The 13300-nt window shown below is 71.0% G+C and carries 12 protein-coding genes; 7 read left to right on the top strand and 5 right to left on the bottom strand.

What is annotated here, in order from left to right; translation table 11 throughout:
- The first annotated feature begins 85 nt into the window (after positions 1 to 85).
- The 4 genes from ACFWYS_RS00735 (at position 86) to ACFWYS_RS00720 (ending at position 3897) form a co-directional block, all read left to right on the top strand.
- The gene (locus ACFWYS_RS00735; RefSeq protein ID WP_384761764.1) at positions 86 to 940 is read left to right on the top strand and encodes an SDR family oxidoreductase; all 855 of its coding nucleotides are present in this window, start codon (positions 86 to 88) and stop codon (positions 938 to 940) included.
- A gap of 232 nt (positions 941 to 1172) precedes the next feature.
- Entirely contained in the window at positions 1173 to 2126 is a 954-nt protein-coding gene (gene rarD, locus ACFWYS_RS00730) for an EamA family transporter RarD (protein WP_384761762.1), read from the top strand.
- 149 nt (positions 2127 to 2275) lie between these two features.
- Entirely contained in the window at positions 2276 to 2776 is a 501-nt protein-coding gene (locus ACFWYS_RS00725) for a VOC family protein (protein WP_384761761.1), read from the top strand.
- A gap of 173 nt (positions 2777 to 2949) precedes the next feature.
- On the top strand, positions 2950 to 3897 hold the full coding sequence (locus ACFWYS_RS00720) for a M28 family metallopeptidase (protein WP_384761759.1): 948 nt from the start codon (positions 2950 to 2952) through the stop codon (positions 3895 to 3897).
- Positions 3898 to 3966: 69 nt separating this feature from the next.
- Here ACFWYS_RS00720 and ACFWYS_RS00715 read toward each other — a convergent pair whose 3' ends face one another.
- Positions 3967 to 5427 carry a tetratricopeptide repeat protein gene (locus tag ACFWYS_RS00715; protein ID WP_384761757.1) on the bottom strand — a complete coding sequence of 487 codons (1461 nt, stop codon included), beginning with the start codon at positions 5425 to 5427 and terminating at the stop codon, positions 3967 to 3969.
- Positions 5428 to 5734: 307 nt separating this feature from the next.
- On the opposite strand from ACFWYS_RS00715, the gene ACFWYS_RS00710 reads away from it, so the two are divergent.
- The 3 genes from ACFWYS_RS00710 to ACFWYS_RS00700 all read left to right on the top strand — a co-directional run bounded on the left by ACFWYS_RS00710 (position 5735) and on the right by ACFWYS_RS00700 (position 8468).
- Entirely contained in the window at positions 5735 to 6256 is a 522-nt protein-coding gene (locus tag ACFWYS_RS00710; RefSeq protein WP_384761755.1) for a DUF6668 family protein, read from the top strand.
- 166 nt (positions 6257 to 6422) lie between these two features.
- Positions 6423 to 7838: an amidase gene (locus tag ACFWYS_RS00705; RefSeq protein ID WP_384761753.1), complete on the top strand. Its 1416-nt coding sequence runs from the start codon at positions 6423 to 6425 to the stop codon at positions 7836 to 7838.
- A 45-nt stretch (positions 7839 to 7883) separates the two neighbouring features.
- A complete protein-coding gene (locus ACFWYS_RS00700; RefSeq protein ID WP_384761751.1) occupies positions 7884 to 8468 on the top strand; it encodes a flavodoxin family protein in 585 nt (194 codons plus the stop codon).
- Positions 8469 to 8490: 22 nt separating this feature from the next.
- Here the strand turns inward: ACFWYS_RS00700 and ACFWYS_RS00695 are convergent, their stop codons facing one another.
- The 4 genes from ACFWYS_RS00695 to ACFWYS_RS00680 all read right to left on the bottom strand — a co-directional run bounded on the left by ACFWYS_RS00695 (position 8491) and on the right by ACFWYS_RS00680 (position 13095).
- Positions 8491 to 9438: an ABC transporter permease gene (locus ACFWYS_RS00695; RefSeq protein WP_384761749.1), complete on the bottom strand. Its 948-nt coding sequence runs from the start codon at positions 9436 to 9438 to the stop codon at positions 8491 to 8493.
- Positions 9425 to 10453 (bottom strand): ABC transporter ATP-binding protein, encoded by a 1029-nt coding sequence (locus ACFWYS_RS00690; RefSeq protein WP_384761747.1) that lies wholly within the window; start codon positions 10451 to 10453, stop codon positions 9425 to 9427. The genes ACFWYS_RS00695 and ACFWYS_RS00690 overlap by 14 nt, the downstream gene beginning before the upstream one ends.
- A 52-nt stretch (positions 10454 to 10505) precedes the next feature.
- Positions 10506 to 11795, bottom strand: a complete 1290-nt coding sequence (locus tag ACFWYS_RS00685) for an outer membrane lipoprotein carrier protein LolA (RefSeq protein ID WP_384761745.1) — start codon at positions 11793 to 11795, stop codon at positions 10506 to 10508.
- A gap of 283 nt (positions 11796 to 12078) precedes the next feature.
- Complete coding sequence (locus ACFWYS_RS00680) at positions 12079 to 13095, bottom strand: CHRD domain-containing protein (RefSeq protein ID WP_384761743.1); 1017 nt, start codon at positions 13093 to 13095, stop codon at positions 12079 to 12081.
- Between the last annotated feature and the right edge of the window lie 205 nt (positions 13096 to 13300).

Raw genomic sequence — 13300 nt, 5'->3', positions numbered from 1 at the left:
GTACCTTACTTCAAAGTGGGTACTTTCATGAAGTTAGTGCACCTCCTAGGGTTAGTGGCACCGCACCCCACAAGGAGTTCTGATCATGAGCATCGTCGTCACCGGAGCCACCGGACACCTGGGCCGCCACGTCGTTGAGCAGCTGCTGGAGAAGGTTCCGGCCGACCAGGTCACCGCCGTCGTCCGCACCCCCGAGAAGGCCGCCGACCTCGCCGAGCGCGGTGTGAAGCTCGCCGTCGCCGACTACAACACGCCGGAGACCTTCGACACGCTGTTCGCGGCCGGCGACAAGGTGCTGCTCATATCCGGCAGCGAGGTCGGCAACGACCGCGTCGGTCAGCACACGGTCGTCATCAACGCGGCCAAGAACGCCGGCGTCGCCCTGCTCGCCTACACCAGCGCCCCCGGCAGCCTCACGGCCGCCCTCGCCGACGACCACCGCGGCACCGAGAAGGCGCTCCTGGAGTCCGGTCTGCCGTACGTGCTGCTGCGCAACGGCTGGTACCACGAGAACTACACGGAGAACCTCGCGCCGGTCCTGGAGTACAACGCGGTCACCCACGCCGCCGGCGAGGGCCGCGTCTCCTCCGCCGCCCGCGCCGACTACGCGGCCGCCGCCGTCGCCGTACTGACCGGCGAGGGGCACGAGAACAAGACGTACGAGCTGGGCGGCGACGTCGCCTGGAACTTCGTCGAGTACGCCGCCGAGCTGAGCCGGCAGACCGGCAAGGAGATCGCCAACAGCCCCGTCCCGGCCGAGGCGCTGACCGGCATCCTGACGGGCGCCGGGCTGCCCGAGCCGATCGCCGCGATCCTGGCCGGCGTGGACGTCTCCATCGAGAAGGGCGAGCTGGTCATCGACAGCGGGGACCTGTCCCGCCTGGCCGGGCGCCCGACCACTCCGTTCGCCGACGCGATCGCGGCCGCCGTCAAGAACTGACCCCGCCGGGGCGAGGGCCTGCCCTGGACCGTCCGAGCCAGGGCCCGAGTCAGGGCCCGAGTCAGGGCCCGAGTCAGGGCCCGAGCGCCCGCCCGGTGCGCCGCCCCGGGCGCCACACCCCCGCTGTCATGACCGTATGGCGATACGGACATGACATGCGGGGGTATTCGGCGTTACCTTCGTGCAGGCTGTCGCAGGGGCGGGGCCGGGGTGAGCGCGCGAAGGAGGGGCCGTGGCCGGGAAGTCTCAGGGTGAACGGCGCATAGGACTGCTGAACGGCTTCGCGGCGTACGGGATGTGGGGGCTCGTCCCCCTCTTCTGGCCCCTGCTGAAACCCGCCGGCGCGGTCGAGATCCTCGCCCACCGAATGGCCTGGTCCCTCGTCTTCGTGGCGGTCGCGCTGGTCTTCGTACGGCGCTGGGCCTGGGCGGGTGAGCTGATACGGCAGCCTCGGCGGCTGGCGCTCATCGCCGTGGCCGCGAGTGTGATCACCGTCAACTGGGGCGTCTACATCTGGTCCGTGAACACGGGCCATGTGGTGGAGGCCTCGCTCGGGTACTTCATCAACCCGCTCGTCACCATCGCGATGGGCGTGCTGCTGCTGAAGGAGCGGCTGCGGCCGGTGCAGTGGACGGCGGTCGGCGTCGGCTTCGCGGCCGTGATCGTGCTGACCGTCGGGTACGGGCGGCCGCCGTGGATCTCCCTCGTCCTCGCCTTCTCCTTCGCCACCTACGGGCTCGTGAAGAAGAAGGTCAACCTCGGCGGCGTCGAGTCGCTGGCCGCCGAGACTGCGATCCAGTTCCTGCCCGCCGTGGGCTACCTGGCGTGGCTGGCGGCGCAGGGAAAGTCGACGTTCACGTCGGAGGGGACCGGGCATGCGGCCCTCCTCGCGGCCACCGGCGTCGTCACCGCCCTGCCGCTCGTCTGCTTCGGCGCGGCGGCGATACGGGTGCCGCTGTCGACGCTCGGACTGCTGCAGTACCTGGCGCCGGTCTTCCAGTTCCTGCTGGGCGTCCTGTACTTCCACGAGGCGATGCCTGCCGAGCGGTGGGCCGGGTTCGCGCTGGTGTGGCTGGCGTTGACGTTGCTGACGGCCGACGCGTGGCGCTCCGCCCGGAGGAGCCGGGTGGCGGAGTTCAGCGTGCGGCAGGTGGAGAAGCCCAAGTCCGCTGCGGTGGACGCCTGACCGCGGACGCCTGGCCGCGGAACGCCTGATCGCGGACGCCTGGCCATGGGCGCCCGGCCCGTGCGAGACCTGCCGCCCCGCACGGGCTGGATGACCTGTCCGGCGATTCCCGTTGCCGCCCCACGCACCCACCCCATATGAGTGGTCGCATGACCCAGACACCCGAACCCGCGTCCACCCCCGCCTCCACCCCCTCCCCCACTCCCCTCCACTGGAAGCTGGTCATCGACTGCGCCAACCCGCAGTCCCAGGCCGACTTCTGGGCCGCCGCGCTGCACTACGAGGTCGAGGACAACAACGCCCTCATCGAACGGCTCCTGGAACTCGGCGCGCTGCCGCGCGAGGCCGCCGTCGAGTTCCATGCCCGGCTCGCCTTCCGGGACCTGGTGGCCGTACGGCATCCGGACGATCCGTACGACGAGGAGAGCGGGACCGGGCTGGGGCGGCGGCTGCTGTTTCAGCGGGTGCCGGAGGCGAAGACCGCCAAGAACCGGCTGCATCTCGATCTGCACACGGCGGCCGGGGAGCGCGAGGCCGAGGTCGGGAGGCTGGAGCGGCTGGGGGCGAGCGTGCTGCGGCGGGTGACGGAGCCGTCCGGGAAGTGGGTGGTGATGTCGGATCCGGAGGGCAACGAGTTCTGCGTGCACTGAGACACAGGGTTTTCCCTAACGTTTTCCTCGGGTTTTTCCCCGTCTGAACATCCTGTCCAGATAGCACTCTTGACGGAGAGTCAGGCTCACCTTCACCATCCAGGCACCCCATTCACTGTGGATCCTCTGTGGTCACCCCACGGGGGATCCGCCTGGAATTCGGAGCCCCCCACATGAAGCTCCCCGTTTCCTGGCGTGCGTCGGCGGCCGTGGCAGTCGCGTCCGTCACTCTGCTGACCAGCGGTTCCATAGCCGGCGCAGCACCCGCCGACGTCGACGTCGCCGCCGCACCCGACATCCCCGTGGCGAACGTCAAGGGCCACCTCGGCCAGCTGCAGTCCATCGCCACCGCCAACGGCGGCAACCGCGCCCACGGCCGCCCCGGCTACAAGGCCTCCCTCGACTATGTGAAGGCCAAGCTGGACGCCGCCGGATACACCACGAGCATCCAGCAGTTCACGTCCTCCGGCCGCACCGGCTACAACCTGATCGCGGACTGGCCGGGCGGCGACGCCAACCAGGTCGTCATGGCCGGCTCGCATCTCGACAGCGTGTCCTCCGGCCCCGGCATCAACGACAACGGCTCCGGCTCGGCGGCGGTCCTGGAGACCGCGCTCGCCGTGTCGCGGGCCGGCTACAAACCCACCAAGCATCTGCGGTTCGCCTGGTGGGGCGCGGAGGAGCTGGGGCTCGTCGGCTCCCGCTACTACGTCAACAACCTCTCCTCCGCCAACCGCTCGAAGATCAGCGGCTATCTGAACTTCGACATGATCGGCTCGCCCAACCCCGGCTACTTCGTCTACGACGACGACCCCGCGATCGAGAAGACCTTCAAGGACTACTACGCCGGCCTCGGCGTCGCGACCGAGATCGAGACCGAGGGCGACGGCCGCTCCGACCACGCGCCGTTCAAGAGCGCGGGCGTGCCGGTGGGCGGTCTGTTCACGGGCGCGAGCCGCACGAAGACCGCGGCACAGGTGACCAAGTGGGGCGGTACGGCCGGGCAGTCCTTCGACCGCTGCTACCACTCGTCCTGCGACACCACGTCCAACATCAACGACACCGCCCTCGACCGCAACAGCGACGCCGTCGCGTACGCGGTGTGGGAGCTGTCGGAGTGACCCTCTGAGTCAGTGAGCGGTCGGTGAGCAGGCAGTGAACAGTCACCGACTCAGTGCACGGTCACTGACTCAACTCCTGGGCGGTTCGGCCGACTTTGCGGCTCGGGCGGCGAGGCGGTCCATGCGTGCGCGGGCCGACTCCAGCTCCTCGATGTCCTCGACGGCCGGACCGCCCTCCGCCATGAGCTCGCTCCACAGGCCGAGCAGTTCCCGGCCCAGGTCGAGCCCCAGTGCCGGATCCCGTACGGCCCGCCAGGCCGTGGCCGCGCCGTGCAGGCTGCCGTACGCCGCCTCCGCGTCCCGGGTGCGGTGGTGTGTCCGGGCCACGTCGAGGCAGAGACGGAAGGCGCGTACCGGCTCGCCCGTCAAGTAGGCGATGTACGCGGCGAGTTCCCGCATCCGGAGCACCTCGGCATGCTCCAGCCCCAGCACCGCCGACGCCTCCGCCACGGTCCGGTCCGCGACCTCCCCGGCCTCTGTCGTACGCCCCGCCTTCACGGCCTCGTTGACGCGGGCCAGCTGCTCGGCGAAGGGGGAGGCGTCTGCGGCGGTGATGGGCGGCGCGTCCCCGAGAACGGCTTCGGCCACCGCGTCGAAGCCTCGGGGCGGGGTGGGTTTGGGGTCGGGGTCGGATTCGGGGTTCGAGAGGGGGACGAAGCCGGGGTCGGGATGACGGCGAGTCGCGGGGGCGGGGTTGCGGTCGGGATGGCGGTGGGGGGTGGGGGCGGGCGCTCGGCCTGGTACCTGGGCGGCGGGCTGCCGGGTGTCGGCCGGCGGTACATCGGCTCGCGGGGCGTCGGCCGGCCATACGTCGACCTGCGGTGCGTCGGTCTGCCGTACGTCGGTCTGCGGTACGTCGGTCTGCGGTACGTCGACCGGCAGCGGCCTCGCGTCCATGACTGGCGGCGGGCCGAACTCCCCCAGCGGCGGCGCGACCGTGCCGGGCACGGCGTCCTGCACCGGCTCGGGCAGGGCACGCAGCTGGAAGGTGGGGGAGGCGTCCTGCGACTGGCCCGGCAGGGGACGTAGGACGTGTGTGGGTTTGTCCCGGTACGGCGTCTCGTCAGCAGCGGGCGGGAACGGCAGCGGGGTCGGCGGCGTCACGGACGACTCGGGCATCGCGGGTGACGGAGGTGACGGGGGTGAGGCGGGCGCCGCGGGTGCCGTCGGCTCCAACGGCAGGGCGGGCGCCGCGGGCGTCGGCGGGGGAGCCGTCCGTACGGGATCCGCGGTGAAGCGGCTGGAGCCGTCCGCGTCGACCTGCAGCGGGACGACGTAGCCGATGCGCTCGTCGTGGATCGTGGCGTGCACGGGGTGGCCGGAGGCGAGGGCGATGCGCTGGAGGTGGGTCAGGACGGCCTGCTGGATTTCCTCGCCGGGGCCCGCGGTGACGGGCACGCCCCCGATCGACGCGCCGCCCGCGCCCGGACCGACGACAGGGACCCGCACATCGATCGGCATGGCCACGGAGGCCGCCGAGGCCACGGCGCGCTTCTGTTCCCGCTTCTTCGCGCGGCTGAGTCGAGACATCGCTTTCCTCACTCGCATGCGTCGGGGAGTTCGCGGACGGCGGGTTCCGTTTCCATGGTGCTCCCTCTCGCCGTCCGCCCGGCTTCCCCGGCGGCACGATCCGGTCGTGCGGGCCGGACACCTTTTCAGGACACGACCGCACGTCATACACGTCGTACATGTCATACACGTACTGTCGAGTTTCCCCGGCCACGCGCGGCGCGGACGTCACCGTGGCGTCACAGACTCGTTCCAGGAGCTTGTGCCACGTCACAGCGTTCTCATGCCCGCGCGGAAACCGGTGTCGTGACGAGGGAGGAGTGCGGGCATGCGGAGTGACATGCGCGTGCAACAAGGGCCGCCGGAGCTCGGCCCGGAGATCTGGATCCGCGGACCCGTAGCCCTTCCGGAGGATCCGCCCCCCTCCCCCGCCGCCGGTCTGCCCCGGCGCTTCTCCTGGGTCGGCACCCACGGCGGGGCCGGTGTCTCCACGCTCGCCACGGTCTACGGCGGCCACGACTGCGGGCGCGACTGGCCCGGGCCCGCCGAGCCGCCGTCGGTACTGCTCGTCGCCCGCACCCATGCGGCCGGGCTGGCCTCCGCCCTGGACGCCCTTGAGGTCTTCCGGCGCGGGGAGGCTCCGCACGGGCTGGACCTGGATGCCGTGGTCCTGGTCGCGGACGCGCCGGGGCGGCTTCCGCGGCCGCTCGCCGAACGCGCCAAGGTGATCGAGTCGGCGATCGACGTGTACCGGGTGCCGTGGGTGCCCGCGTGGCGGCTCGGCGACCTGAGTGGCCGGCCGCCCCGGGAGGCGGATGCGCTGGGGCGGCTTACGGGGCGCGCCCGCTGAAGCCCTTGTGGCCGACTGAACCTCTCGTGGCCGACTGATGCCCTCGCGGCCGGTTGAAGCCCTTCTGGCCGGATAGAAAGCCCTAGTGCTCGGCTGAAGCCCTTGTGGCCGATTTACGCGAAGCCGAAGGGCGTCGTCGGGCGGCACTTTCACGGAAAATCACTTTATGACGACCACATCCGGCCCTCACGCGAACCCTGGCCCCACCTCCGCCCCCCTGTCGGCCGAGGGGATCGCCGCAGCCGTGCGCTCGCGGTCCCTCCGCGCCGTCGATGTCGTCGCAGCGGCACTCGAACGGATCCGGCGCGCCGATCCCGTCCTGAGCGCCTTCATCGAGGTGTGGGGTGAGGAGGCCCTCGCGCGGGCCGCCGAAGTGGACGCACGAGTCGGGGCGGGCGAACGGCTGCCGCTGGCCGGCGTGCCGATCGGGGTCAAGGGGCGGCATGGCCTGCGCACCGCGGGGCCGCTGCTCGCGGCGGGGTGCGTGGCGGTGGGGGCGACGTCCGTCCCGGGGCCGGGAACTCCCTGGCAGACCTGGGGAGTCGGCCGCTACGGCCGGACGGTCAACCCCTATCGGCACGACCGTACGCCGGGCGGCTCCTCCGCCGGTTCCGCGGCGGCGGTGGCAGCGGGACTGGTGCCATTGGCGACCGGGAGCGACGGGGCCGGATCGGTACGGATTCCGGCGGCGTGGTGCGGGGTCGTCGGCCTGAAGGTGACCAACGGGCGGCTGCCGTCGACCGACCGCACGGGGCTCATGGCACCCGGGGTGCTGGCGCGGTGCGTGGGGGATGTGGCGGCGTACTGGGGGCTGATGTCGGCGGCACATCGGGGGGTGGGGGCGTCCCGGGAATCGGCGTACGGGGCGTCCCGGGGAGCGGCGCCGGGAACATCCCTGGGAGCCACGCCGGGGACACCCCTGGCAGCCGCGCCGGGGGACGGGCGGCCGGAGGAGTGCGGCGGTCCTGACGTGCACAACGAGCCTCGCGGCGAGCGCGTCGAACCGCGCGGTACGCGCGCCGAGCCGCACGACATGTACGGCTGGCCGTACGACGTGCGCTCCACCCCGACCACGGCCATCTGGTCCCCCGACCTCGGCTTCGACTCCCCCGACCCGGACATCGTCGCCGTGGCCCACTCCGCAGCCGTACGCCTCGCCGAGGCCGGCGCGATTCGGCTGGTGCGCCCCGGCGCGCCGCTCCGCCTCGACGACCCGGCCCCCGCATGGCTCGCCCTGCGAACCCCGGGCTCCGACCTCGCCCCCGCCCACCGCATCCGGGCCGCGAACGACACCCGCCTGGACGCGCTGTTCGCCGACACGGAGCTGCTGCTGACCCCGGCCGCCCCCACCCCACCGCACGGCCACGAGGGCCCCGGCGACCGGTACTCCACCGCGCTGACCTGGGCGTTCAACCTGAGCGGGCATCCGGCGATCAGCATTCCGGCGGGGCTCGACCCCGAGGGCTGTCCGGTCGGGCTCCAACTGGTGGCGGCACATGGAAGGGAGGCTCTGCTGCTCGATGTGGCGCGGGCGGCCGAGGCGGCGATCGGGCCCTGGACAGGTTCTTGCGTACGCATATAATGCACAGGCGAGTTATTGTCGTACGCCGACCATTTGGGGGACCCCATGACCCGCCGCTTCCTGTTCGTCCTCGGCAGCAGCCGCCCGGACGGCAACACCGAGTTGCTGGCCCGCCGGGCCGCCGAGCAACTGCCCGAGGGTGTCGAGCAGCAGTGGATCGACCTGGCCGCGCATCCGCTGCCCGACTTCGAGGACCTGCGGCATGACAGCGACCATGTGCGCCCGACGGAGGGGAACGTGGCGCTGCTGCTCGACGCGACGCTCACGGCGACGGACATCGTCATCGCCTCCCCGCTGTACTGGTACTCGGTGTCCGCCCACGTCAAGCGCTACCTCGACTACTGGTCGGGCTGGCTGCGCACACCGGGCCTCGACTTCAAGGCGACCATGGCGGGGCGCACCCTGTGGGGCGTCACGGCGCTCGCGCACGAGGAGCAGGAGGTCGCCGATCCGCTGGTCGGTACGCTCAGCAACTCCGCCGCGTACCTGGGGATGCATTTCGGCGGCGTCCTGCTCGGCAACGGCAGCAAGCCCGGTGATGTGCTGAACGACGCCGAGGCCCTGGCCCGCGCGAAGACGTTCTTCGCCCAGGAGCCGCCGCTCGCGCGCTTCCCGTACGAGACCCCCTGAGAAGATCCCGGAGACGTGAGATTTAGGCCGTAATGTCCTTCGCCATGAACCTCGCCCATGCCGCCGAGCCGAACACCGCAGCGTAGAGGGACTGCAGGCCCAGGTTCTTGACCAGGTCGTCCCAGTAGACGGGTTCGCGCATGAGGTCGGCGAAGGACAGCCAGTAGTGGGAGAAGAAGTACGGCTGTATCGCGTGCAGCTGGGGGATCTGGTCGAGGATCTGGACGGTGATCAGCAGGCCGACCGTCGTCGCCATCGCCGCGATGCCGCTGTTGGTCAGCGTCGAGACGAACAGGCCGAGGGCGGCCACTCCTATGAGTGACGCGGCGACGACCAGGGCGATCAGCAGGGCACGGCCGAGGCCTTCGGTGAAGCTGATCCGGGTGCCGGAGATGGTCGTCAGCTCGCCGAGCGGGAACAGCAGCGCCCCGACCGTGAGTGCCGAGACCGCGACCACGAGGGTGGCCACCAGGCAGAACGTCATCGTGGTCGCGTACTTGGTGAGCAGCAGACGGGTGCGGCCGGCGGGGGCGACGAGGAGATAGCGGAGGGTGCCCGCGTTCGCCTCGCCCGCGATCGCGTCGCCCGCTATGACGCCGATCGCCATCGGCAGGAAGAACGGGAGCGTCGCGGCCAGTGCGGTGAAGACCAGGAAGAGGCCGTTGTTGGTGATCTGCGCGATGAACGCCGGGCCGCCTCCGCCCTCCGGACCACCGCCTCCGACCGACGACCCGTCGCCGGTCTCGATCTTCACGGCGATCCCGACCAGGATCGGCACCGCGGCCAGGACAGCGAGCAGCGCGAGCGTGCGCCAGCGCCGGAACGTGGTGATCAGTTCGCTGCGGAGGAGACCGAACGTCCACAACGGGCTGGTCTTTCGGACCACTTCAGCCCCTGCTCCCGGCCGCACCGGCCCGCCGCCCTCCAGGCTGCGCTCGTCACCCTGCCGCATCGCCTCAGCCCGCGACATCGAACCCCTCCCCCGTGAGTGCCACGAACGCGTCCTCCAGGGAGGCCCGTTCGACACCGAAGCCGCGGACCCGGACCCCGGAGGTCACCAACGCCGCGTTGACGTCGGCGAGATCACGGTCCGGAGGTTCCGCGGTCACCTGGTCCTCGCTGATGACGACGTCGCCGGCGCCCTGCTCCTTGAGCACCCGGGCCGCGTCCGAGGTGTCGGGCGTGCTCACGACGAGCCGACCGCGCATCCCGGCGGCCATCTCCGCCACCGCGCCCTGGGTGATCAGCCGGCCCTGCGCCATCACGGCGGCATGGGTGCAGACCTGCTCGATCTCGTCGAGGAGGTGGGAGGAGAGGAAGACGGTCGTGCCGTCGGAGGCCAACTCCCTGATCAGGGCACGGATCTCCCGCATGCCCTGCGGGTCGAGGCCGTTGGTCGGCTCGTCGAGCACGAGGAGCCTGCGCGGCTGGAGCAGCGCCGCCGCGAGCCCGAGCCGCTGCTTCATGCCGAGCGAGTACGCCTTGGCCTTCTTGCCCGCGGCGGCCGTCAGGCCCACCCGGTCCAGCGCGGCCGCGACACGGGTGCGCCGGGTGCGCGGATCGGCGGTCGGGTCGGCGGCGTCGTAGCGGATGAGGTTGTCTCGGCCGGAGAGGAAGCCGTACAGGGCGGGCCCCTCGATGAGCGCGCCGACGTGCGGCAGTACGGCGCGCGTGGAGCGGGGCATGGGGTGCCCGAGCACGCGCGCGGTACCGGAGGTGGGCTCGATGAGGCCCATCAGCATGCGGATGGTGGTGGTCTTGCCGGAGCCGTTCGGCCCGAGGAACCCGAAGACGCTGCCCGCCGGGACGGTCAGGTCGAGACCGTCCACGGCGAGCTGCCCGCCGCGGTAGCGCTTGGTGAGCGCACGGGTGGCGATCACCGTGCCGACGTCGTCGGCCGGGTCGGCCCGGACGCCGGAGGCCACCGGGGCGATCCGGTCGGCCTGACCGACCTCGTCGCCCTCCGCGGCGGGCAGTTCCTCCATGGGCTCCTCGGGCTCCTCGACTAGTGATGCGGGTGCGGCGGCCGGCTATGGGTCACTTGGCCGAGTTGGCCGCCTTCACGAGCGCGTCCTTGTCGACCGCGCCCACATAGACCTTGCCGTCGTCCGTGACCAGGGCGTTGATCAGACGCGTCTTGAAGACCGTGCCCGAGCCGAACTTGCCGCTGACCTTGTCGCCCAGGGAGTCGAGGAAGCCGCCCAGCTGGCCGCCACCGGCCTCGGCGCCGGACGGGATGCCCTCGCCGCCGGTGTCGAAGACGGCCACGGAGTTCCAGCCCTCGCCGATGACCTCGGGGCCGCCCTCGGGCGCCTTGCCCGGCGTGCCCGGCTTGCCCTCGGACTTCGGGGCGCCGAACTCCTTCTCGAACTGCTTGCGGAGCTCGTCCTCGGACTTCGCGGAGCCGTGCTCCTCGGCCGCCCCTTCCAGCGCGCCCTCCTCGGTGACCTTCGCGCCCTTCGGCGGGGTGAAGTCGAAGGTGGAGGCGTCCGGCTTGTCGAAGCTGACCTGGGTGAAGCCCGCGTCGATCACGGCCGCGCCGCCGCTCGACGGCGTCAGCGTGAACTTCAGCGGCATACCGGTCTTGGCATCCACGGCCACGGTGATCGCGCCGACCGTGGTGCCGGACTGCTTCGGCTTGATGAGTAGGCGGTACGCGTCCCGGCCCGCGACCTGTGCGGTGCCGTCGACGGTGACGGACGTGGTGTCGTCGGCCGCCTTGAGGGCTTCCTCGGTGAGTTCCTTGGGCGTGGTGGGCACCTCTTCGGCCTTCCCCTTCCCGCCCTTCTCCTCCTGCGTCTCGTCGGCGGTGCCGTGGAAGACCTCGTTCGACTTGCTGTCGTAGCCCCAGATGTCCTTGCCGTTGTGGATCAGGCTGTACTCGGAGGCGTTCTCCAGCAGGGAGAGCTTCTGCTTGTCCTCGCCGTCGAGGGCGACGCGCAGGGTGTGCGTGCCGGACGCCAGCTCGGTGAGCTTGGCCGTGGGGTCGGCGGACGATCCGTCACCCGAACCCGAGCCCATGGCTCCGGAGGCGAAGCTCGACTCCAGGCCGCCGAGGTCGGGCAGGCCCAGATCGGTGGTGATCTTGAAGGTGCCGGACATCTGCTGCACGTCCGACTTGGCGATCTTCTCGATGAGTTGCTGCGCGGTGATGTCCGGCAGGTCCGGGTCGCCGGAGTCGGCGAGCGCCGGGACCAGCCCGATGGTCGCCGCCGCGACTCCCACGACCGCGACCGGAACGACGTACCGCGCGGCCTTGCGCCGCCCGGCGCGCAGCTCGTCGCCCTCCCCGGCGGTCGTACTGTCGTCGGATGCGTACGGTGCCATGTGTGCCCTACCTCCGTCGTCGGCGGCGGCTGTCCGTCGTTCCTCGCCCGCGGGTCTCACGACCCCGCACTCGTCCACCCCTGAGCCGCCATTCTCACCCGAATCGGTGAGGAGTGGTGATTTCCGTGGTTTCCATCTGACCAAATCCGCCAGGGAGTTTCGTCAACCTCCGGAGCCAACTCGACGTACACCTGCGGTATGACACACGGAGGCGGCGCCTCCCCCGACCCGTAGGGGTTGGCGGGGAAGACGCCGCTGTGCGTGCGGGCTGTCAGCCGGGCTGTCAGCCGCTGATGAACACGTAGTCGGCCTGGTAGGGCACCCCGACGATGTCGCCCGCCGTGCAGGAACCGGCCGGGGCCACACCCCCCACGGTGTTCAGCCGCAGGATCTCGGCGGTGTCGGCGAGAAGGCCGTGGTGCTTGCCGGACTGAGTGGCCTTCAGGTCGAGTTCGGGGATGTTCTTGTCGCCGTTCGGCGTCTTGGAGATGACGGACCCGGTCACCGCGCTGCCGTCCCGCGCGACCCACTGCGGCGTACCGGAGTTGGGCGCGACGAAGGAGTGCGCGATACGGCCGCCGAGTACGGCGCTGACGTCCCGCTGGGCGAAGGCGTACCCACCGCCCTCGGCCGGCTTGCACTCGTAGATCTGCTTGCCCTTGATGACGGATGCCTGGAAGTTGTCGAGCGCGTCGCGGAAGTCGAACTCCGCGACGGTGACCTTGTGGAGCTGGCCGCGTACGGCGCCGCCCGGGAACTCGGCGGTGTGCAGATTGGCGTAGAACGAACTCGGGTCGGTCTTCAGGGCGTTGAGGAGGGCGGGGTCCTTCACGGTGACGGTGCCCGTGACGCTGTGCCCCTTGCTCTTGCCGAGAAGGCCGCCGAAGTCGACCTTGATGCCGCCGTTGGTGCCCTTGGCGCCCTGGTGGATGTGCAGGGCGGTCGGCTTGCCGGTGTGGCGCCAGGTGACGGCGACGGACACCTTGTCGCCCTTGACCTTCACGAACTCCAGGGCGGCACCGTCCTTGTCCCCGACGGCGGGCCCGCCCTCGACGGGCACCTCGTTCGCCCCATGCAGGGAGGCGGCGAGGACGGTGCCCCCGCTGCCACCGCTGAGGGCCCCGCTCTGGCTCACGATCCCCTGCGCGTCGCTCCCGGCGTGGGCCGCGTGGTCGGTGCGGTCCCCTCCGGCGGCGAAGGCGGGAATCACCGCGGCAGCGACACCACCGGCGGCGACCACCGCGACAGCGGTGACGATCAGGCTCTTACGGCGCTTCGAGAACGTCGCGTCAATGCCCATGATTCTGTTTTCTCCCCGTAATGCAGCTGACGCCCCCTGCGTCAGCTTCTGGGCATTCATACGGAGGCGATCTTAGTTTGGACTCAGTCCAGACTTGTGACGTGCGTCACACACCACTTTTTTGGGGGGGGTCGATCAGCCCACCCAGCCCGTCCGGCGTTTGAGGACAAGGCCCTTTAGGGGCCGACGGGGGTCCAGGGGGCAC

The sequence above is a fragment of the Streptomyces sp. NPDC059010 genome, from assembly GCF_042740355.1.
In the GTDB taxonomy this organism is placed as follows: Bacteria; Actinomycetota; Actinomycetes; order Streptomycetales; family Streptomycetaceae; genus Streptomyces.
The sequence above is the reverse complement of the archived record's forward strand: the minus strand, read 5'-3'. Positions and strand labels throughout refer to the sequence as shown.